Source organism: Streptomyces sp. NBC_00285 (assembly GCF_036174265.1).
Classification (GTDB): domain Bacteria; phylum Actinomycetota; class Actinomycetes; order Streptomycetales; family Streptomycetaceae; genus Streptomyces.
In genome coordinates this window covers 993,009-1,012,224 of the sequence record NZ_CP108055.1, presented here as the reverse complement: position 1 = coordinate 1,012,224, position 19,216 = coordinate 993,009, and the positions used below count along the sequence as shown (strand labels likewise).

Genomic DNA, 19,216 nt, shown 5'->3' with positions numbered 1-19,216 from the left:
AGGAAGCTCATGAGGACCGGGAGGATCCATGAAGTACATGCTGCTCGTCTGCGGCGACGACACCAACGACGCCTCAGGCATGGCCCCCGTCGAACCCTGGGTCGAGGAACTCGGGGACCGTGGCGTACGGCAGCACGGGCACCGGCTCGCGCTGCCCGCCGACGCCGTCACCGTGCGGGTGCGCGGCGGCGAGGTGCTGCGTACCGACGGGCCGTTCGCGGAGACCAAGGAGTACGTCGCCGGCTTCGACATCCTGGAGTGCGACAGCCTGGAGGAAGCGGTCGAGGCGGCCGCACGGCACCCTGTGGCCTCGGTCGGGGCCATGGAGGTGCGGCCGTTCTGGGAGGCCGAGGACGCCGAGGGGGAGATCCGCCGCCTCGACGCGGAGCTCACCCGGGCCGTCCGGGACCGTGACCTCACCGGGATGCTCGCCTGCTACGCGCCGGACGTCGAGGTGTTCCATCCCATGACCGGCCTTGAGCAACGCGGGATCGACGCCTTCCGCAAGGCCCAGGAGTGGTGGTTCTCCACTGTCACCGGGTCCGTGGAGCGCGAGGTGCTGGAGTTCCGGCTCCGGGTCGACGAGAGCGTCGCGTTCAGCCACGCGCTGGTGCGGACACGGGCCACGCTGACCACGGGGGAGCGCCTGGACAGCACCCTGCGGGTGACCACCGGCTACCGGCTGCCCGCCGACCGGTGGCTGATCGCCCACCAGCACGCATCCGTCGCGTTCGACGCCGGAATCGAGGAGGACCGGTCATGAAGTACGCCCTGCTGATCTGCACCCCGGTGGGTGGCACGGAACTGAGCCCCGCCCAGATCGCCGAGGATCCCCGCTTCACCTCCTACATCGAGGAGGTCGTCAGCCGCGACATCGTCAAGGGCGGTGCCCGTCTGCGTCCCGCCTCCGACGCCACCACCGTGCGCGTCAGGGGCGACGAGGTCCTGCTCACCGACGGGCCGTTCATCGAGTCCAAGGAGTACATCGCCGGGATCGACATCATCGAGGTCGCCGACCTGGACGAGGCGATCTCCCTCGCGTCCCGGCATCCGGCGGCGCTCGGGGGCGGCTCGGTGGAAGTACGGCCCGTGTGGGAATGACCCCGCAAGAAGCCGTCACCGCCGCCTTCCGGGAGGAGTGGGGCCAGGTCGTCGCCACCCTGATCCGGGTGACCGGCGACTGGGACCTCGCCGAGGAGTGCGCACAGGACGCCTTCGCCCAGGCGCTCGACCGGTGGCGGCGCGACGGAGTCCCGCGCCGCCCCGGCGCCTGGCTCACCACGACCGCCCGCCACCGGGCCATGGACGTGCTGCGCCGGGAGGCGGTCGGGGCGCGGAAACTGCAGGAGGCGGCGATGCTCACGGGGTACGAGGAGCCGTACGACGACAGCGGCGTCCAGGACGACCGGCTGCGCCTGATCTTCACCTGCTGCCATCCCGCGTTGCACATCGAGGCCCGCGTCGCCCTGACCCTGCGGACCCTCGCCGGGCTGAGCACACCGGAGATCGCCCGCGCCTTCCTCGTACCCGAGGCGACCATGGCGCAGCGTCTGGTGCGCGCAAAGAAGAAGATCCGGCACGCCGGCATCCCCTACCGGGTACCGCCCGCCCACCTGCTGCCCGAACGCACCACCGGTGTGCTCGGCGTGCTCTACCTGCTGTTCAACGAGGGGTACGCGGCCACCTCGGGCGCCGATCTCCTACGGCGGAACCTGTGCGTGGAAGCCGTCCGGCTGGCCCGCGTCCTGGCCCGCCTCATGCCTGACGAGCCCGAGGCCCTCGGCCTGCTCGCGCTGCTGCTCCTGCACGACGCACGCCGCGAGACCCGGGTGGACGCGGCCGGGGAGCTGGTGACCCTGGAGGACCAGGACCGCACGGCCTGGGACCACGCCGAGGTCGACGAGGGCGCCGCCCTGCTGGAGGGCGCACTGCGCCGCGGCCGGCCCGGCCCTTACCAGATCCAGGCCGCCATCGCCGCCTGCCACACCACGGCGGCGACGGCCGCGGACACCGACTGGGCCGACATCGCCGCCCTGTACGGCGAGCTCCTGCGCCTGGTGCCCTCCGCCGTGGTCCGCCTCAACCGCGCGGTCGCCGTGGGTATGGCCGAGGGCCCCGACGCGGGCCTGGCACTGGTCGCGGAACTGGAACGGGAAGGCGAGCTGAACGGCTACCACCTGCTCCCGGCCACCCGCGCCGACCTGCTGCGCCGCAGCGGCCGTACGGCGGAGGCGGCCAGGGCGTACGAGCGGGCGCTCGAGCTGGTGGAGAACGACGCCGAGCGGAACTTCCTGGCCAAGCGGCTCGCGGCGTGTCGATCGGCGTAGGGGCCGGCGCCGGTTCGCCCTCGGTCTGCTCTGCGTCGCCGGGTCACGTCGGGACCGCGACGGCTCTGACGCCCGGCGCGACCTACCCGGGGTCCCTCACCCTGACCGTCGCGTGAGCTGACGTGTGAACTCAGGAGGCGGTGGCCGCCCGTGCCTCCGCCTCCTTCGCGATCTCGTCGAACCGCGCCCCCATCGCCGCCGCCAGGGCCTGCGCGCCCGAGAGCGGACGGACCATGACTATCAGCCGGTCGATCAGCCCGTTCTCGTCGAGATGGATGAAGTCGCAGCCGTCCAGGGCCCGTTCGCCCACCCGGGTCGCGAACACCAGCGCGTGGTCGCGGCCGTCCTCGCTGCTCAGCTCACTCACATAACGGAAGTCCTCGAAGACCTTCACCACCGCGCCAAGGATCGCCGCCGTGATGGCCTTGCCCTCGTACGGCTTGAACACCACCGGACTCGTGAAGACCACGTTCTCGGCCAGCAGCGCCTCGACGGCACCGAGGTCACCCGCTTCGACCGCAGCTCTACCGCGAACTGGAGCGCCTGGCGCAGGACGGGCTGATCGAGGCCCGGGTCGTGCAGCAGGAACGCAGACCCAACAAGCGGCTGTTCACCCTCACCGAAACCGGCAGGCGCGAACTGAGCACCTTCGCCGCAGAACCGCCCCGCAGGCCCGCGGCCCTCCGTGACGAGTTCCTGATCAAGATCCAGGCCGTGGACGGCACCGACCCCGAGGCCACCCGGACCCTGGTCGAGGAGCGCCTGTCCTGGGCGCGCGGCAAATTGGCCCGCTACGAGCGCCTGCGCGACAGACTCCTCGACGGCCGCACCGAGGAGGAACACCTCGCAACGGCCGACCGGATCGGCCCACGCTCCTGGGCGGAATCGCCCTTGAAACGGAGAGCGTCCGCTGGTCCGAGCGCGTTCTCGTCGTACTGAAGCGCCGGGCTCCCCTAAGCTGACGCGGATGTTCAGCCCAGAAGGCCCCAGCCTCCGCGAACTCGCCGTCCAGGCACTGTCGTCCGTCGAGCGCGGCTACGACCTGCTCGCCCCCAAGTTCGACCACACACCCTTCCGTACGCCGGACTCCGTACTGGACGCCGTGGCGTCCGCGCTCCGGCGGATGGGCCCCTTCGACGCCGGCCTCGACCTGTGCTGCGGCACCGGCGCCGGAGCCCGGGTGCTGACGCAGGTCTGCCGGGAGAGCGTCACCGGAGTCGACTTCAGCGCCGGGATGCTCGACACGGCCCGGCAGCGGACGCGGTCCACGGGCCCGGACGTGTCCTGGGTGCGGGGCGATGCGCGTGCCCTGCCGTTCGCCCGCGCCTCCTTCGATCTCGTCGTGAGCTTCGGCGCCTTCGGCCACTTCCTGCCGAGTGAGCTGCCGGGCCTGTTCGCCCAGGCCGGCACAGTGCTGCGGCCCGGCGGCTGCTTCGCCTTCCCGATCGTCGCCCCACCCCGCCCCCGGTCGCGCGCCTACTGGATGCTCCTCGGCTTCGACGCGGTGATGCGGGTGCGCAACGCCGTATGGCGGCCGCCGTTCGTCATGTACTACCGGGACTTCCGGCTCGGTGACGTGCGACGGGACCTGGAAGGGGCCGGTCTGCAGGTGGAGCTGCACGCCCTGCCCGAGTTCGGGGAGCGCGGGGACGGCAGCCCGCGGGTCCGCATGGTCGTGGCGAGGCGCCCTGCCTAGTCGGTCCGCTGCCGCAGCGCGTCGTACAAGGCGTCGACCAGGGCCATCTTGCGTGGGTCGTCGGCGATATGAGGGCCCATCCGGTTCATCACGTACCCCAGCGAGACCCCGGCCTCCGGATCCGCCAGACCGCACGAGCCGCCGAAGCCGTCGTGCCCGAAGGCGCGCGGGTTGGGCCCGTACGAGCCGTTCGGCCCGCTGAGCCACAGGCCCAGCCCGAGTTCCGTGTCGCTCCCGAGCCCGATGCCCAGCACCAGGTCGCGGCAGCTGCCCTGGCCCTCGCGCACCCGCTCGGCCGATTCCGGGGACAGGACGCGGTGACCGTCGTAGGAGCCCCGGCCCGCGAGGATTCCGTAGAGCGCGGCGACGGCCCGGGCGGTGCCGTGTCCGTTCGCGGCGGGTATCTCCGCGGCCCGCCACCCGGGAGTGTTCGCCTCGTCGGCGCCCGCCATCGGGTTGGTCAGCGCGGCGATCGCCGCGGGCGTCAACTGCGCGAAGATCGCGGCCTGTTCGCTTGCCGACGCGGCAGGCGGATGCACCAGCTCGGCCGCCCGTACGGCCTCCTTCTCCGGCAGCCCGATGCTGAAGTCGATACCGAGCGGCCCGGTCACCTCCCGCTGCAGGAAGGCCCCCGGGAGGAGCCCCGAGACCCGTCGGACGACCTCGCCGACGAGGAAGCCGTACGTCAGCGCGTGGTACCCCGACTGCGTCCCCGGCTCCCACCAGGGCTCCGTCGCGGCGAGCCGCCGGGTCGTCAGCTCCCAGTCGCAGAGCTCGGCGAGGGAGTGCGGCTCGCGCAGCCCGGCCAGTCCGGCCCGGTGCGACAGCAGATGCCGTACGAGCACCTTGTCCTTGCCCGCCGCGGCGAACTCCGGCCAGTAGACGGCCACCGGGGCGTCGAAGTCGAGCAGGCCCCGGTCGGCGAGGATGTGGGCGCACAGGGCGGTCGGGCCCTTGGTGGTCGACCACACGTTGACCAGTGTGTCCCGCTCCCACGGGCGGGTGCGGGCCGCGTCGGCCCAGCCGCCCCACAGGTCCACCACCGTCTCGCCGCCGACCGTGACGCTCACCGCCGCGCCCAGTTCGTCGCGGTCGCGGAAGTTCTCCGTGAACGCCCTCCGCACCGCCGCGAAGCGGTCGTCGCAGTGACCGTGGACAACTGACTCGTGCTCGGACATGTGCCCTCCGCCGTCGCCGGAAGCCCGGTCCGCGACGCTGCGAACCGAGCCTCTCGAACATACCGACTGGTCGGACTGGAGGGAAGTTCCCGGACGGGACTCAGACGTGCGAGCGCAGCCAGCGCAGCTTCGCCGCCTCCTGGTAGGGGCCGCCGCCCTCGTGGTCGTTGAAGTCGTAGACCTCGATCGCCTTGTCGTCGTGGGCCCAGTTGTTGAAGGCCGCGAAGACGGTGGAGGGCGGGCAGGTCTGGTCCTCCAGGGCCGCCGAGAAGAGCACAGGGGCGCTGGCGCGGCTCGCGAAGTGCACACCGTCGAAGTACGCGAGGGTCTTCAGGACGTCCTCGAAACGGCCGCGGTGCGTCTTGAGGTACAGGCCGATCTCCCGGTACGGATGCCGGTCCGTCAAGGTCGCCGCGCGCGGGAAGTCGCACAGGAACGGCACGTCCGGGGCGACCGCCGCCAGGTCCGGGACCAGACCGCCCACCGCGATCGAGATACCGCCGCCCTGGCTGCCGCCGAGCACGATCGTGCGCGCCGGGTCGGTCAGCGGATGCGAACGGGCCGCCTCCACCGCACGCACCCCGTCCGTGAACACCCGGCGGTAGTAGTAGTTCTCGGGGGCGTCGATGCCCCGGGTCATGAAACCGGGGTACGCGGGACCGCCGGCCACGGGGTCCGCGGTGCCGCCACCGCCACCCCAGGCGCTGCCCTGGCCACGGGTGTCCATCACGAAGTGCGCCCGGCCCGTCGAGGCCCACAGCAGGTGCTCGTGCGGCAGTCCGCGCCCGCCGCCGTAACCGATGAACTCCACGACCACCGGTATCGGAGCGGAGACCTCGGCGGGGATCGTGAACCAGCCCTTGACCGGGTGGCCGCCGAACCCGGCGAACGTCACGTCGTACACCTTGACCGTGGACAGGCCCGTGTCGACGAGTTCGAAGCGGGCGTCCAGGTCGTACTCGCGAGCCTCCTGAAGGGTCTTGGACCAGAACGCGTCGAAGTCCTCGGGCTCGGCGGACTCACTGCGGTACTCGCGGAGCTCGTCGATGGGGAGGTCGAACAGGGGCATGCAGGACCGCCTTAACGAAGGAATGTGCCGGATGATCACACCGTACGTGGGTGGTCGGACGAATCGCCAGGCCTTTCGCCGGACCTGCCGACTGCGCCGGCGCCCGGCCGGAAATCGGGGATCCGCTGGTCAAGGACGACGAGCTGCTGGGCGCGGACGCGGAGCGGGAGTTCGTCGACCGCCGGCCGGTCCTCGCGAATGGTCGGGTCGCCGCCGGGCGCAGGCGCCTGCGCAGACGTCGGCCCAGGTCGCAAGGTGGCGGGAGCACCGTGCCGCGGCCTCAGGCCCGGCGGCGGCTCCACTGCGGTTCGGTGAGCGCCCACTCCCGTTCCCACTCGACGAGCCGGTGCCGGTTGGCCGCACCGCGGACCAGCGAGTTCCCGAGGAGGATCAATGCGATCGCCGCGCCCGCGCCGCAGGCGCCCATCGTCAGGGTGTGCTGCCAGATCGCGGTGCTGTCGGGTGGCGGGGCCACATTCCGGCCTCGGGAGTCGAACCACACGTCGATCTTCGCGCCCTGGTGGGTGCCGGTCGGGACGCGGGCCTCGGCCGTCTTCACGACGCCTCCGGCCTGCGACCATCGCACGGTCACCCGGTAGGGGCGCTCGCGGCCGCCCTGGACCGTGGGCGGTGAGTCCGGGACCTTGCCGACGACCTCCGCGCGGACCCGATGACGTTCCGCGCGCTGCTGGACGGCCACCGCTCGGGCGTCGTCATGCGCCCAGCGGCCGACGACCGCCCCGGCCAGCGGGGCGACCAGCAACAGGAGAAGGGCGACGCTCAGCACCGTCCACGCCTCGACGACGTCCGACCGGCGCCTGAGCGGATTGCGCCGCCAGCGCCAACCGCGCACCCGGGTTCGCATGTCGACCTCCGCACCACGCACGCCTGCGAGTGGTCACATGGATGTAATACCCCCTCACCCGCGTCCTTCACGGGTGGGACAGCACCCATCCGGACGGTGTGCGCCTGCGCACCGTCTGTCAGCCGAAGCGCTCGATGCGGATACGGTCCACCGGCTGCCCCGCCTCCACAAGGAGCCGCGAGGCATGCTCGGCGAACGCGTTCGACCCGCACACATAGGCCTCCCATCCATCATCCGGCTGTTCGGCCAGGAACGGCACCACATGGGCGGCCGCCATACGTCCCACACGCACCCCGTCCGGCGCGCTCCGTGTGAACACCGTCGTCGTCTCGGCGCCGAACTCCCGCGCGTAGATGAGCTCCTCGGGGCTGCGGGCCGACACCAGCAGCCGCAGCGGCACGGACAGCGCACGGGCCCGGTGGTGCCGCACCATCGACATCAGCGGTACGACTCCCGACCCGGCCCCGATCAGCAGGGCGGGCCGGTCACCGGGCCAGGCGAAGAACCCGCTCAGCGGCCCGCGCACCTCGATCTCGTCACCGGGCTCGGCCACGGTGTGGAACCAGCCGGAGACCTCGCCGTCCTCGACATGGTCCAAGGTGAGCTCGATGTGCCCGCGGTCGTCGGGCGGGGACGCGATCGAGTAGTGCCGCTGGGCGGTGTAGCCGTCCGCGGCGGTCAGCCGCAGCATCAGATGCTGGCCGGGCAGATGCCCCTGCCAGGCGGGCACCGCGAAGCGGAACGTGGAGGCGTGCGGGGTCTCCCGGCGGATCTCGGTGAGCGTGGCGGTCTGCCACGTCGCCGCGGCCCGGTTGCTCACGGCGATACGTCCGGGCACGGCGAACCGGGTGGCGGGGACGAAGGCGGGGGAGGGCACCGCCTGGGCCGTCTCAGTCACCGGAGTACCTCTGTTCCTCCCACGGGTTGCCCCGCGCGTGATAGCCGTTCTGCTCCCAGAAACCCGGCTCGTCGTGATCGAGCAGCGTCAGCCCCGCGACCCACTTGGCGCTCTTCCAGAAGTACAGGTGCGGCACCAGCAGTCGCGCCGGACCCCCGTGTTCGGCGGGCAGCGGCTTCCCGTCGTACTCCCACGCGATCCAGGCCCGCCCGCCGGTCAGGTCCGTGAGCGGGAGGTTGGTGGTGTATCCGGTGTGCGAGTAGGCGACGGCATGTGTGGCGGACCCATGTGGCCGCACCACATCGAGGAACGCGTCCAGCGAGACACCCGCGAACCGCACCCCGAACTTCGACCAGCTCGTCACACAGTGGATGTCACCCTCGTAGGCCGACTCCGGCAGCGTGTGTGCCTCGTCCCAGTCCCAGGTGCGCGGCTGTCGGACCAGCCCGTCCACACGGAACGTCCAGTCGGCCGGTGACAGGTCCGGTGTGACCTCCGCGGAGAGCACGGGCCAGTCGTCACCCGCGTCGTACTGACCGGGCGGGAGCCCGGGGTTGTCTGCGCGAGGGCGTCCGGTGAAGCCTCGGGTGCCGTTCATGCTTCAACCGTACGCTGTCGCCACGCGTGCTCCGTCCCAGGTCAGCGCCCCGACCATTGCGGTCGTATGAACACCGCACAGGTCCGGGAATAGCCGTCGCGCGCCGCTCCTTGGCGCTGTCACCGGGTCGGTGCCCCGGTGACAGCGCGAGGAGAGTGAGGAAGCAGATGCCCGAGGTGTACGTCTTCATGCGGTACGGCGGATCGAAGACCGAGGCGTTCGTGGACGTGGACCGGCTCTGCCCCGGCCCCGGTGAGCACACCCGCGGCGAGAACGTGACCGAGGCCGGCCGATGAGCGACCAGGTAAGGCATCCGCACGAAGAAGCGCCCTACGGGGACGCACCGGGCTCGCATGTCCTCGACAACCCTGCTCTCGCCTCCCTGACCGGCCCGCACGCCCACTTCGCCGAGAAGCGCGGCCGGGTCCTGCGCTACCCCGCCGACGTGTCCCCGTGGCTGGCTATGCCGGACGTGCCCGACGCCGGTGACTGGGCCGACCTCGCAGCGCTCGCCGGCCCCGGCATCGAGGTGCCGCTGGCCGGCTACACGGGCACCGTGCCGGACGACTGGGAGATCACCTTCCACATCGAGGGCGTGCAGCTGGTGGACGACGGCATCGCAGCCGCACCCGATCCGGAGGCGGTCCGCCTCGGCCCCGCCGACGTGCCCGAGATCCTCGACCTGATCGAACGGACCCAGCCCGGCCCGTTCCTGCCCCGCACCATCGAGATGGGCACCTATCTGGGCATCCGCCGGGAAGGCGCCCTCGTCGCGCTGGCGGGCGAGCGGCTGCACCCGCCGGGCTGGACCGAGATCAGCGCCGTCTGCACCGACCCCGCCGTCCGCGGCCAGGGTCTCGCGACGCGGCTGGTTCTGGCCGTCGCGCACGGCATACGCGAGCGCGGCGAGACTCCGTTCCTGCACACCGCTGCCCGCAACACCGGCGCCATCCGGCTGTACGAGTCCCTCGGCTTCCGGCTGCGCCGCAGGACCGCCTTCCTCGCGGCACGGCCGGCCGAGCGGTAACCGGAGGGGGGTCCGGGCGCCTTCAGCCGGGCTGGGGCCAGGAGTTGTAGCGCGTGAGGTACCCGGCGAACCGCTCCAGGTCCTCCTCGGACCACTCCGCAAGCCGCTCACCCACGGCGGCCCGGCGGCTCACGGTGACCTGGCCGAGGATGCTCCGGCCTGCGTCCGTCAGATGCAGCACCTGGACGCGGTGGTCCTCCGGGTCCGGGCGCCGCTCGAGGAGTCCGGCCCGCTCCAGGGCGGTGACCTGGCGGCTCACGGTGGACTTGTCCAGGGCGTAGTGGGCGGCCAGGTCGGTGGCGCGGCACCCGTCGCGTTCCTCCAGATGCCCGAGGAGGGTGTAGGACACCAGGGACAGTTCGGGATGCAGGCGTCCCGCCGAGGCCCGCGCCCGTCGCGCGAAGACCGTCATCTCGCGCTGGATCGTCTCCACGGCCGTTGCTGCTTTCACCGGACCTCCCTCGCAGTGCTGGTTGCACAATACAACTCATGCCGTACGGCGGCGCTGCCGGGCCGCGTCGCCGGTGTAGGGTGGCCGTCCGGCTGAGGGAGGTCCCGGCCGGGAGACACCGAGGAGGTGAGACCCATCAACGCAGTGTCAGATCGGGTGCTCTCTTCTCGCATCGGCGCGGATCACCGCCTGTAGGCGACCGCCGGAGCGCCCTTCGTTACTCGAAAGGCTCTCGTCCTCCATGCCCTCCCCGTCTCCCCGTTTCACCTCTCCCGACTCCGTCGTCGCCGCACTGCGCGCCGCGGGCTGCGTCTTCGCCGAGGACGAGGCCCGGATGATCCTCGGTGCCGCTCGTACCCCGGACGAACTGACCGGGATGGTCGACCGCCGGGTCGCCGGACATCCCCTCGAACTCGTCGTCGGCTGGGCCGAGTTCAGAGGTCTGCGCATCAGCGTGGACCCAGGTGTCTTCGTACCCCGGCGGCGCACCGAGTTCCTCGTCGAACAGGCTCTCGCCCAGGTGCCGGACGCTTCTGTCGTCGTGGACCTGTGCTGCGGCTCGGGTGCCGTCGGCGCCGCGCTCGCCGCCGCGCTGGGCCCGGTCGAACTGCACGCCGCCGACATCGATCCGGCCGCCGTGGACTGCGCCCGCCGCAACACCGCCGGCGCCCACGTCCACACAGGCGACCTCTTCGAGGCACTGCCCGCCGGCCTGCGGGGCCGTGTGGACATCCTCGCGGCCAACGTCCCCTACGTCCCCACCGGGGAGGTGGCTCTCCTCCCGTCCGAGGCCCGCGACCACGAGCCCCTGGTCGCACTCGACGGCGGCACCGACGGCCTGGACGTCCTGCGCCGTGTCGCGTCCGAGGCCCCGAACTGGCTCGCCCCCGGCGGCTGTCTCCTCGTGGAGACGAGCGAACGCCAGGCCGAGGCCGCCGTCGACGCCTTCACACGCGGCGGCCTGACGACCCGTCTGGCGGTCTCCGAGGAGCTCTACGCCCAGGTCGTGCTCGGCATCAGGACGTAAGGCCGCCGTGCGTGCCGCGGCCGCCCCGCCCTCAGGCCCAGCTCGGTGTCCACATGCCGGTGTCCGGGGGCTCGGGCCGGGTCGTGGCCAGGTGGGATCTGAGGGCGTCGAGGGTCGGGTGCGGGTTGTCGGCGCGCCAGATGAGGGAGTGGGGGTAGATCGGTGTGGGGCCGTGCACCGGGATGCGGCGCAGGTCCTGGTCGGATGGCCAGACCAGGCGGGTCAGTTCGCCGACGAAGGTGGCCAGGGTCGAGGAGTCGGCGATCGTGTCGAGGAGGGGGTCGGTGCCGAAGTCGGGGCCGGTGACCTCGATGGTGAGGTCGAAGGCGGCGGCGAGGTCGTCGTAGTAGGTACCCCATTCGGTGCCGGTGACGAGGCCGGGCATCCAGATGCGGTGCCCGGCCAGCCGGGTCGGATCCACCGTGCGGGCGGCCGCCAGCTTGTGGTCCGGGCCGGTGAGCAGCTGGATCGGTTCGTCGTAGACCCGTTCGGACGTGATGCCGTCGGGCGACTGCCGGGCGGAGTGCGGGACGGCACGGAAGGAGGCGTCGATCGTGCCGTCCCGCAGGGCGGCGAGGGCCGCGTCGGCGTCGAAGAGGGTGACGACGTCGAGCTCGATGTCGGGGTGCGCGCGGTGGAAGGCGCGCAGCAGCTCCGCGGGGGCGAGCCGGCGGCCGATCACGTCGACGCGCAGGGCCCGGCTGCCCGGCCGTACCGAGGCGGCCGCCCGTTCCGCGGCTCTCAGGAGATCGCGGGCGTGCGGCAGGAACGCCTGGCCGTCGATGGTGAGCCGGGCACCGCGCGGAGTGCGGGTGAACAGCCGGGCGCCGAGGTCCTTCTCCAGCGCGGCGACCCGCTTGGACACGGCCTGCTGGGTGATGGCCAGCCGGTCGGCGGCCTCCTGGAAGCGCCCCGCGTCCGCCACGGCGACGAAGGTGCGTACGGCGTCGAGATCCATGCGGGAAGCCTAGGCCGTCCCGTGCACAACCTGAGGTTGTGTCAGTCCGGTCCCGTGGTTGTTTGATAGGCAGGCCCGGCACTCTGTTTGATGGCGTCGGTCAACGTGAGGTTGTCGACGAGGGAGCTGCGGGCGTGGAGGAAAGACGGTCGCCGGACCGGCGGTTCGGGTGGCTGTGGGCGGCGTACGCGGTCAGTGCGTTCGGCACCTCGCTGTCGTTCGGTGCCTTCCCGCTGATCGCCGTCCTCGTGCTGCACGCGGGTCCGGCCGAGGTGTCCGCGCTGGCGGCCGCGGGACTCGCGGCCGGGGCCGTGGTGGCGGTGCCGCTCGGACCCTGGGTGGAGTTCCGCCGCAAGCGACCGGTGATGGTCGCGATGGATCTCGTCCGGTTCGTGGCGTTGCTGAGCGTCCCCGCCGCATACGCGCTCGGCACGCTGAGCTTCGTCCATCTCCTTGCCGTGTCCGTGGTCGTCGCGGCGGCCGACATCACCTTCACGTCCGCCTCGGGGGCCTTCCTCAAGTACCTCGTCGGCCCGGAGGACCTGCTGGTCGCCAACGGGCGCTTCGAGGCGACGAACTGGACCTCCATCCTGATCGGCCCGCCCCTCGGCGGCGCTGCCATCGGGATCTTCGGCCCGGTGACGACGCTGGTGGCAGACGCCGTCAGCTATCTGCTGTCGGCGCTGGGGATCCGCGCGATCGGCGGCGGCGAGCCGCGTCCCGCACCGACCGGCGCCGCGAAGGGCTCCCTCCTGGAGGGCTGGCGGTGCATCCTGGCCAGTCCCGTCCTGCGCCCGCTCTTCTTCAACACGGTCCTCGTCAACGCCCTGATCATGGTGTCCGTGCCGCTGCTCACCGTCCTCATGCTCGGCCCGCTGGGCTTCGCCCCCTGGCAGTACGCCCTCGCCTTCTCGGTGCCGTGCATCGGCGGCCTGCTCGGTTCACGGATGGCCCGTCCCCTGGTCGCCCGGTTCGGGCGGCACCGCGTCCTGTACACCTCGGGCGTCCTGCGCGCGTGCTGGCCGCTCGGCCTGGCCTTCATCGGACCGGGGACGGCCGGGCTGGTGCTCGTCATGGTGATCGAGCTTGGCGTGATCACTTCCTGTGCCGTCTTCAACCCGGTGTTCTCCACTTACCGGCTCGAGATGACGCCGACGGACCGGGTGGTCCGTACCCTCTCCGCCTGGTCGGTCACCGGAAAGCTGACCACTGCGGCCCTGACCGCCCTGTGGGGCCTTTTGGCGGTCCTCATGGGAACCCGTGAGGCGATCGCGCTCGCCGGTGTGCTGTTGCTGGCCACGCCGCTTCTGCTGTCCCGGCGGCCCGCCGCCGCGCACGAGGAGCGTCAGGACTCCCTGCCCTCGTCCATCGGACCCCCGTGATGCCGGCCCCACGGACCGCGGCCGGGGAGTCCGCCCTGACCGTCGTCATCAACGGTGCCGGTGAAAACCTGGGCGGCGGTCCTGGTTCCGTCGTCGGCGAGCCTGCCGGTCACATGGACCGTGTCGCCCTTCTTCAGCGTGCCCGCTCCCGAGCCGGACGTGCCGTCCCGGAACACGCTGGTGTCCGAGCCGACGGTCCACTTCCACTCGGCGCCGTCCTCGCTCTTCACGGTGACCTGGTCGCCGTCCGCCTTCACGACGGTGCCCGACTGCCAGGTCCGCACGACCCATGTGCCGGAGGGGCCGTCCTTGACGGTCTCCTCACCGTGCACGGCGCCACCTCGGAGGCCGAACCACGGACCCCTGCCGTCCGGTGACGTCGAGGACGACGGTGACGAGGCCGCCGCCGGGGACGTGCCGTGCGGACCGTCCGAGGCGGCGGCGTAGGCGACCGTGCCGCCGACGGCCAGGACACTGACCGTGGCCGCCGCGATCACCGCCCTCGCCCGCACGGGCCGCCGCTCCCAGCTGCCGCGCAGACCCCCATGTCCGGGTCCGGCTCCGCCCGGGCCCGTGAGGACCTCGTCGGGCCCGTCCAGGGGCTCTTCGCCCGGTGTGTGTTCCTGGTCCCGTTCGTGTGTCACGGCTCGCTCCCATCGGCTCGGCACCCGGCATCCCCACACCGTGCCCTGCTGAGAGTGTGGGAAAGAACCGGTAAGAAACCGGTAATCAGAGCCTGTGAATTCCCACGGCCGCGTCCCTTGCGCCCCAGGCGGTCACTCCCGTGTCTGCACCCGTGCGATCAGCAGGGCCACGTCGTCGGAGTTGTCCGGCTGGTGCAGGGTCCGCAGCAACACGTCACAGACCGTCTCCAGCGCCCGGTCGGGGCCGTCGAGGAGTTCGAGGAGTGCGTCCAGGCGCTCGTCGAGCGGATGCTGACGGGTCTCGACGAGGCCGTCCGTGTACAGGACGAGCCGGTCGCCGGGTTCGAGGTCGACGACGGTGGTGGAGAAGGCGACTCCGCCCACGCCCAGCGGCGCCCCGGTGGGCAGGTCCAGCAGTTCCGGCGGACGGCCCGCGCGCATCCGTACCGGTGGCAGATGCCCTGCGTTGGCGATCCGGCACTGCCCCAGCCGCGGATCGTAGACGGCGTACACGCAGGTGGCGAAGGACGCGTCCAGGTCCTGGGTGATCCTGTCCAGGTGTTCGAGAAGCTTGGCCGGGTCGAGGTCGAGGGAGGCCAGGGTGGTCGTCGCGGTGCGCAGCCGGCCCATGGTCGCGGCGGCGTTGATACCGCTGCCCATCACGTCGCCCACCACCAGGGCCGTCTCGCCGCCGTCCAGGGGGATCACGTCGAACCAGTCGCCGCCGACCTCGGCGGTCGCGCCGGCGGGCTGGTAGCGGGAGGCGACCTCCAGGCCGCCGGTCACCGAGGGGTGGCTGGGCAGCAGGCTGCGCTGGAGGGTGAGAGCGGTGTTGCGGGCATCCTGGTACCAGCGTGCGTTGTCGATCTGCACGGCGGCGCGGGCCGCGAGTTCCCGCGCGAGCAGCAGGTCGTCCTTGCCGAACGGCTCCGGGTTGCCGATGCGCTTGAGGTCGAGGGCGCCGAGCACCTCGCCGCGGGCGATCAACGGCACGGCGAGGTAGGAGTGCAGCCCGGCTCTGGCCAGCAGCGCTGCCGCCTGAGGTGAGCGGGCGATGCGGGTGAGGTCGTCCGGTCCGACCCGCTTCACAAGGACCGGGCTCCCGGTGCGGACGCACTCGGTGACCAGGCGTTCGGCGGCGTACCGGGCCACCTGCCCGGGCGGATCCGCCGCGCCGAGGGCGTCCGGGGCACCGGCCGCCTCGACGGCCAGCGGGCGGATGAGGGCGGGCTCGCTGGGGCCGAGGGTGCTCGGTCTGCCCTGCACGACCGCCTCCAGCAGGTCCACGGCCGCCACGTCGGCGAGCTCCGGCACGGCCACGTCGGCCAGCTCCCGGGCGGTGCGGTCCAGGTCCAGAGTGGTGCCGATGCGGGCAGAGGCGTCGGCGACGAGCGCCAGCCGGCGCCGGGCCGCCTCGGCCTCCACGGTGGCCAGGTGGTGCTCGGTCACGTCCAGCACCGAGCTCGCGACCCCCAGCACGGTCCCCAGCGCGTCCTCCAGTCGGTACAGCGAGACCGACCAGGCGTGTTCCGAGTCGGGGTCCGCGGCCGTACGGCCGACCGTGTGCAGGTCGACCAGCGGCTTGCCGGTACGCAGCACCTCGCGCGCGGCGGTCTCGAAGGCGGCCGCGTCGAGGTGCGGCAGGACCTCGCCGATCTTGCGCCCTAGATGGTCCTCGGCCGGTACTCCGTTCAGCTGCTCCAGTGCCGGGTTCACCGAGACGTACCGCAGCTCGGTGTCCAGTACGGCCAGGCCGATCGGGGACTGGGACACCATGCGCGTGGAGAGCGCCACGTCCCGCTCCAGCCTGCGCACGGTCTCGTGGTCGGCGCACAGCCCCAGCGCGTAGACGCCACCCCGGTCGTCCAGCAGCCGCATGTTGCGGAACTCGACCAGCCGGGTGCCGCCGTCCTTGTGCCGGACGGGAAAGGCGCCTGCCCAGCTCTGACCGGTCTCCATGACGTCCGCGAACAGCTTGACGACCAGGTCGACGTGCTGTTCGTTGATCATCAGGTGGGCCGCGTACTTGCCGAGGGCCTCCCGCGCGCTGTAGCCGAACAGTTCCTCGGCCTGCGGGCTCCAGAGCACGATGCGCCCTTCGGTGTCCGTGACCACCGAGGCCATGCCCAGTACGTCGAGCAGCCCGCTCGGCCGCACAGTGCCGCGCGCGGGCTCCCCGTCCTCGGACGCGGGTATTCCGGCTGCACCCATTGCACGAACCGCCTTCGACCGTTCTCGCGGCACGCCGTACCCCGGTGCCGACTCCCCTTGTTCTATCGCGCTCAACCGCCTCCGCGACCACGCGGTGGTGTTCTTCCACCATCTCTCAACAAGGGGGCGCGCGTCCGGTGAAGTCCGCCGGGGTGACGAACGCCCTTTGTTCATCGACTTGGTCTGTACATGGCGACCATGGGGTCGTCAGACTGTCCGCCGAGCCGTATCACCCCCGCCCCGGCAGCCTCAGGAGTCATCCATGCCTCTGCGCGTCAGACAGCGTTGTCACGCGGTCCTCACCGTCCTGGCCACCCTTACCGCGACGGTCCTCATGGCCGCCGCACCACCCGCTTCTGCCGCCGACACCTGGACCGAGGCCGGATCCGACCGCGCCGACCCGCTCACCGAGAGCCAGGGCCTGACCTCGGTCGAGGTCCCCGCCGGGGCCGCCAACCGGTACACCGGCATCGGCACCATCCCCGTCGGCGTCTCCAGCCGCGGCTGGAACCACGTGGGTGACCCCGACGCCTCCTACGACGGCCACTACATCGAGCCCTACCAGGCCGACTCCGGCACCGCCAAGATGTTCCGGGTGCAGGCGCCGGACGGGACCTGGTCCGAGTACGTCCACACGCTCAGCGCCGGAGAGGCCCTCAACAACTCCTGGGTCGCGATCTCGCCCGACGGACAGTGGATGCTGTCGGGCGAGTACGGAACCATGAGCCGCTTCCTGGTCTTCCCCACGCCCGGCGTCAACGCGAGCACCTCGCCCTCGGCGAACCTTCCGCAGGCGGCCACCGTCACCCTCGACCACGCCGTACGGGACGTACAGGGCTGTGACTTCGTGAGCGCCACGCAGCTGCTGTGCTCCTCCGACGACCCGGCGGGCACCCTCTTCGGCATCACCAAGCCGCTCCTCCAGATCGACCTGTCCGCCGCACCGACGGGCACGGCGAACGTCACCGGCCATGTCACGGCGCTTCGCCAACTGCCCCTCAGGAGCGCCTGCTCGGGCGAGTTCGAGGCGGAGGGCATCGACTACGACCGCCGCACCGCAACCCTGCGCGTGATTGTCGTCTCGCCCGGCTTCTGTGTGCTGACGGACAGCAAGACATACCGCTTCACGAGGAGTTGAGCCGCTGACCCAAGGTGCCGGCCCGGCGCGGAAATGAGGGTCGGCACCGATGGCGGGGCCTCGCGGCCGGATGTGACGGTGGACGAACACCGCACCGACAAAGGGAGATCGCGCATCCATCCCCGTGAAGCACCGCCCGTACGTCCTTCCGCGCGCTCGCGGGAGGTGAATCGTGGGACACGCTGACACCCTGCTCGCCATGGGCGGTGCCTTCCTGGCCGCCGCGTTCCTCGCCCGGCTGGGCGGTCGGATCGGGCTGCCGACCATCCCGCTGTTCATGCTCGCCGGCATCCTGCTCGGCCCGCACACCCCCGGCCTCGTCCTGGTCGAGGACGCGCACGACTTCGAGATGCTCTCCGCGCTCGGCCTGGTGCTGCTGCTGTTCTACCTGGGCCTGGAGTTCCATGTCGACGACCTGCGCACCGGCGGCAGACGGCTCCTGGCAGCGGGCGGCATCTACCTCCTCGCCAACGTCGGCGCGGGCCTCGGCTTCGGGTTCGCCCTGGGCTGGGGGACCCGGGAGGCACTGGTGCTCGCCGGTGTCCTCGGCATCTCCTCGTCCGCGATCGTCACCAAGATCCTGATCGACCTCGGGCGGCTCGGCCGCCCCGAGACCCGGCTCATCCTCGGCGTGATCGTCGTCGAGGACATCTTCCTCGCGCTCTATCTCGCCGCCCTGCAGCCGGTCATCAGCGGTGCCAGCGGACCGGTGGAGGTGTTCCTGCAGGCGGGCAAGGCCTTCGGGTTCCTGCTGGTGCTGGCCGTCGCCGCCCGGTACGGCACGCGCTGGATCGGCCGGCTGATCCACGTCCGGGACGACGAACTCCTGGTCATCAGCTTCCTCGGCGCCGCGGTGCTCGTCGCCGGTGTCTCCGAGGTCCTGGGCGTCGCCGACGCCATCGGCGCCTTCATGGTGGGCCTGATCCTGGCCGGCACGCCCTCCGGGCCGCGCATCCGACGGCTGGTCCACCCCCTGCGCGACGCCTTCGCCGCGATCTTCTTCTTCGCGTTCGGGCTGTCCATCGACCCCGGCGTCGTCACGTCCGTCGCCGGCCCCGTCGCCGCGGCGGCGGCCGTGACCGTGGTGATGAACATCGTCGCGGGCCTGCTCGTCGCCCGCCTGTACGGCTACGGCGCCCAGCCCGCCGCCGACATCGCCACCACGCTCGTGGCCCGCGGGGAGTTCGCCCTGATCCTCGGTGCGATGGCGGCCAGTGCGGGACTCGACGCACGTCTGGCGCCGTTCATCGCCGGGTATGTCCTTGTCCTGGCCGTTCTCGGTCCGGTGGCCGCGGGACGGGCCCATCTGCTGGCCCGGGCCCTGGGTTCACGTCGTGCCCGGCCGTCCGGGGACGACCCCGCACCGGAGCCGGTTCCCGTCGCGGTGGGGGCGGACCGCGAACGGTAGGGGCCGTCCGAAGGAGGAGCCATGCACCGGCCCGACGACGAACACCTGGTCGATCTCGCGGCACGGCTGGAGCGTGACGACCCACGGTTCGCCCGCGCCCTGGGGTCGGGACGGCCGGCCCGGCCCCGCGAGTACCGGCGCACCGGGGCCTGGTGGACCCTTGCCGTCGCCGTGTGCCTCCTGGCCGCCGGAATGGCGCTGCCGGAGGGCATCCTCGTGGCTGCGGGCCTGGTGCTCGCCGGGATAGCCGTGCCGCTGTTCGACCCGCACCGGGACCGTCCGCATCGCTGACGCCGCCGGCGGTGCTCTGTGAATGGTGATGCCTTCCGAGGATGTCGG

Annotated in this window: 21 protein-coding genes and 1 pseudogene; 12 read left to right on the top strand and 10 right to left on the bottom strand. The window is 71.9% G+C overall.

Translation table 11 applies throughout. From position 1 onward, the window contains the following. Positions 1 to 28 precede the first annotated feature (28 nt). Genes OHT57_RS04850 through OHT57_RS04840 form a run of 3 tightly spaced genes read left to right on the top strand, consistent with a single transcriptional unit; the run spans position 29 to position 2,327 of the window. Complete coding sequence (locus OHT57_RS04850) at positions 29 to 763, top strand: SgcJ/EcaC family oxidoreductase (protein ID WP_328744706.1); 735 nt, start codon at positions 29 to 31, stop codon at positions 761 to 763. Beyond that, on the top strand, positions 760 to 1,101 hold the full coding sequence (locus OHT57_RS04845; protein WP_328744704.1) for a YciI family protein: 342 nt from the start codon (positions 760 to 762) through the stop codon (positions 1,099 to 1,101). The genes OHT57_RS04850 and OHT57_RS04845 overlap by 4 nt, the downstream gene beginning before the upstream one ends. Beyond that, positions 1,098 to 2,327, top strand: a complete 1,230-nt coding sequence (locus OHT57_RS04840) for an RNA polymerase sigma factor (RefSeq protein ID WP_328744702.1) — start codon at positions 1,098 to 1,100, stop codon at positions 2,325 to 2,327. Before OHT57_RS04845 ends, OHT57_RS04840 begins: the two co-directional genes overlap by 4 nt. A 130-nt stretch (positions 2,328 to 2,457) precedes the next feature. Here the strand turns inward: OHT57_RS04840 and OHT57_RS04835 are convergent, their stop codons facing one another. Then, on the bottom strand, positions 2,458 to 2,796 hold the full coding sequence (locus OHT57_RS04835) for a nuclear transport factor 2 family protein (RefSeq protein WP_443053420.1): 339 nt from the start codon (positions 2,794 to 2,796) through the stop codon (positions 2,458 to 2,460). Positions 2,797 to 2,846: 50 nt separating this feature from the next. Between OHT57_RS04835 and OHT57_RS04830 the strand changes: the two are divergent. Continuing rightward, positions 2,847 to 3,289, top strand: a pseudogene (locus tag OHT57_RS04830) (PadR family transcriptional regulator); the annotation flags it as partial. Between the two features lie 5 nt (positions 3,290 to 3,294). After that, entirely contained in the window at positions 3,295 to 4,023 is a 729-nt protein-coding gene (locus OHT57_RS04825; protein WP_328744700.1) for a class I SAM-dependent methyltransferase, read from the top strand. Here OHT57_RS04825 and OHT57_RS04820 read toward each other — a convergent pair. The 5 genes from OHT57_RS04820 to OHT57_RS04800 form a co-directional block, all read right to left on the bottom strand. Next, positions 4,020 to 5,201, bottom strand: a complete 1,182-nt coding sequence (locus OHT57_RS04820) for a serine hydrolase domain-containing protein (RefSeq protein WP_328744698.1) — start codon at positions 5,199 to 5,201, stop codon at positions 4,020 to 4,022. The genes OHT57_RS04825 and OHT57_RS04820 overlap by 4 nt on opposite strands. Positions 5,202 to 5,301: 100 nt before the next feature. Then, positions 5,302 to 6,270 carry an acetylxylan esterase gene (locus OHT57_RS04815; RefSeq protein WP_328744696.1) on the bottom strand — a complete coding sequence of 323 codons (969 nt, stop codon included), beginning with the start codon at positions 6,268 to 6,270 and terminating at the stop codon, positions 5,302 to 5,304. A gap of 280 nt (positions 6,271 to 6,550) precedes the next feature. Beyond that, a complete protein-coding gene (locus OHT57_RS04810) occupies positions 6,551 to 7,135 on the bottom strand; it encodes an Rv1733c family protein (RefSeq protein ID WP_328744694.1) in 585 nt (194 codons plus the stop codon). Positions 7,136 to 7,253: 118 nt separating this feature from the next. Then, positions 7,254 to 8,033, bottom strand: coding sequence for a ferredoxin reductase (locus OHT57_RS04805; protein ID WP_328744692.1), 780 nt, complete (start codon positions 8,031 to 8,033; stop codon positions 7,254 to 7,256). Then, positions 8,026 to 8,631 carry a sulfite oxidase-like oxidoreductase gene (locus OHT57_RS04800; RefSeq protein WP_328744690.1) on the bottom strand — a complete coding sequence of 202 codons (606 nt, stop codon included), beginning with the start codon at positions 8,629 to 8,631 and terminating at the stop codon, positions 8,026 to 8,028. The genes OHT57_RS04805 and OHT57_RS04800 overlap by 8 nt, the downstream gene beginning before the upstream one ends. 167 nt (positions 8,632 to 8,798) lie before the next feature. Between OHT57_RS04800 and OHT57_RS04795 the strand changes: the two genes are divergently transcribed. Both OHT57_RS04795 and OHT57_RS04790 read left to right on the top strand, forming a co-directional pair. After that, a complete protein-coding gene (locus OHT57_RS04795; protein WP_328744689.1) occupies positions 8,799 to 8,927 on the top strand; it encodes a hypothetical protein in 129 nt (42 codons plus the stop codon). Further along, the gene (locus OHT57_RS04790; protein WP_328744687.1) at positions 8,924 to 9,658 is read left to right on the top strand and encodes a GNAT family N-acetyltransferase; all 735 of its coding nucleotides are present in this window, start codon (positions 8,924 to 8,926) and stop codon (positions 9,656 to 9,658) included. Before OHT57_RS04795 ends, OHT57_RS04790 begins: the two co-directional genes overlap by 4 nt. 22 nt (positions 9,659 to 9,680) lie before the next feature. On the opposite strand, the gene OHT57_RS04785 is transcribed toward OHT57_RS04790, so the two are convergent. Beyond that, positions 9,681 to 10,070, bottom strand: coding sequence for a MarR family winged helix-turn-helix transcriptional regulator (locus tag OHT57_RS04785; protein ID WP_443053596.1), 390 nt, complete (start codon positions 10,068 to 10,070; stop codon positions 9,681 to 9,683). 280 nt (positions 10,071 to 10,350) lie between these two features. On the opposite strand from OHT57_RS04785, the gene OHT57_RS04780 reads away from it, so the two are divergent. Continuing rightward, on the top strand, positions 10,351 to 11,136 hold the full coding sequence (locus OHT57_RS04780) for a putative protein N(5)-glutamine methyltransferase (protein ID WP_328744683.1): 786 nt from the start codon (positions 10,351 to 10,353) through the stop codon (positions 11,134 to 11,136). A 31-nt stretch (positions 11,137 to 11,167) separates the two neighbouring features. On the opposite strand, the gene OHT57_RS04775 is transcribed toward OHT57_RS04780, so the two are convergent. Continuing rightward, entirely contained in the window at positions 11,168 to 12,094 is a 927-nt protein-coding gene (locus OHT57_RS04775) for a LysR family transcriptional regulator (protein ID WP_328744681.1), read from the bottom strand. Positions 12,095 to 12,228: 134 nt separating this feature from the next. Here OHT57_RS04775 and OHT57_RS04770 point away from each other — a divergent pair, with 134 nt between their 5' ends. Continuing rightward, positions 12,229 to 13,476 (top strand): MFS transporter, encoded by a 1,248-nt coding sequence (locus OHT57_RS04770; protein ID WP_328744679.1) that lies wholly within the window; start codon positions 12,229 to 12,231, stop codon positions 13,474 to 13,476. On the opposite strand, the gene OHT57_RS04765 is transcribed toward OHT57_RS04770, so the two are convergent. After that, complete coding sequence (locus OHT57_RS04765) at positions 13,440 to 14,120, bottom strand: hypothetical protein (protein ID WP_328744677.1); 681 nt, start codon at positions 14,118 to 14,120, stop codon at positions 13,440 to 13,442. The two genes, OHT57_RS04770 and OHT57_RS04765, sit on opposite strands and share 37 nt — an antisense overlap. Before the next feature lie 132 nt (positions 14,121 to 14,252). Further along, entirely contained in the window at positions 14,253 to 16,331 is a 2,079-nt protein-coding gene (locus OHT57_RS04760; RefSeq protein ID WP_328744676.1) for a SpoIIE family protein phosphatase, read from the bottom strand. Between the two features lie 262 nt (positions 16,332 to 16,593). Here OHT57_RS04760 and OHT57_RS04755 point away from each other — a divergent pair, with 262 nt between their 5' ends. From OHT57_RS04755 to OHT57_RS04745, 3 genes are all read left to right on the top strand, one after another. Then, positions 16,594 to 17,469 (top strand): hypothetical protein, encoded by an 876-nt coding sequence (locus tag OHT57_RS04755; protein ID WP_328744674.1) that lies wholly within the window; start codon positions 16,594 to 16,596, stop codon positions 17,467 to 17,469. Positions 17,470 to 17,641: 172 nt separating this feature from the next. Next, complete coding sequence (locus OHT57_RS04750; RefSeq protein ID WP_328744672.1) at positions 17,642 to 18,877, top strand: cation:proton antiporter; 1,236 nt, start codon at positions 17,642 to 17,644, stop codon at positions 18,875 to 18,877. A gap of 21 nt (positions 18,878 to 18,898) precedes the next feature. Then, positions 18,899 to 19,168 (top strand): DUF3040 domain-containing protein, encoded by a 270-nt coding sequence (locus tag OHT57_RS04745; RefSeq protein WP_328744670.1) that lies wholly within the window; start codon positions 18,899 to 18,901, stop codon positions 19,166 to 19,168. The last annotated feature ends 48 nt before the right edge of the window (positions 19,169 to 19,216 follow it).